At 66.7% G+C, this 351-nt stretch carries 1 protein-coding gene; it reads right to left on the bottom strand.

Annotated features, from left to right (window positions below; translation table 11 throughout):
* Positions 1-351 (bottom strand): hypothetical protein (locus tag ACU8YC_RS28615; RefSeq protein WP_446896468.1); only part of this gene is annotated, 351 nt, incomplete at both ends.

Here is a 351-nt window from a genome sequence, read left to right as displayed (position 1 = left end):
CGGCCGGGCCGTTAGACGGAGCCGCCCCGCCGAGGATACCGGTCAGGAACGCCGCCGGCTGGATTTTCGCCACGCCCCCCTCCTTCCCGGCAATCACCCCCGCCTGCGCCAGGGTAAAGGTCACCAGTCCCTCAACCTGCGTGGCCTTGTCCGGCATGGTGCCGGTTGCCTTCACGCTCAGGGTCGGGTTGACCGCATTCAGGGCGCCTGTCACCAGCTTCAGATCCTGGTCTGCCAGACCGAGCTCCACGACCGGCTGCAGGGCCTGACCGCCGTTCGGGGCCTTATCCTTCAGGTACCCCTTCAGGAACGTGATGGCCGGGCTGGCCGTATAGGCAAACGTGGTTTTGC

This window comes from Citrobacter sp. VF227 (assembly GCF_052950715.1).
The sequence above is the reverse complement of the archived record's forward strand: the minus strand, read 5'-3'. Positions and strand labels throughout refer to the sequence as shown.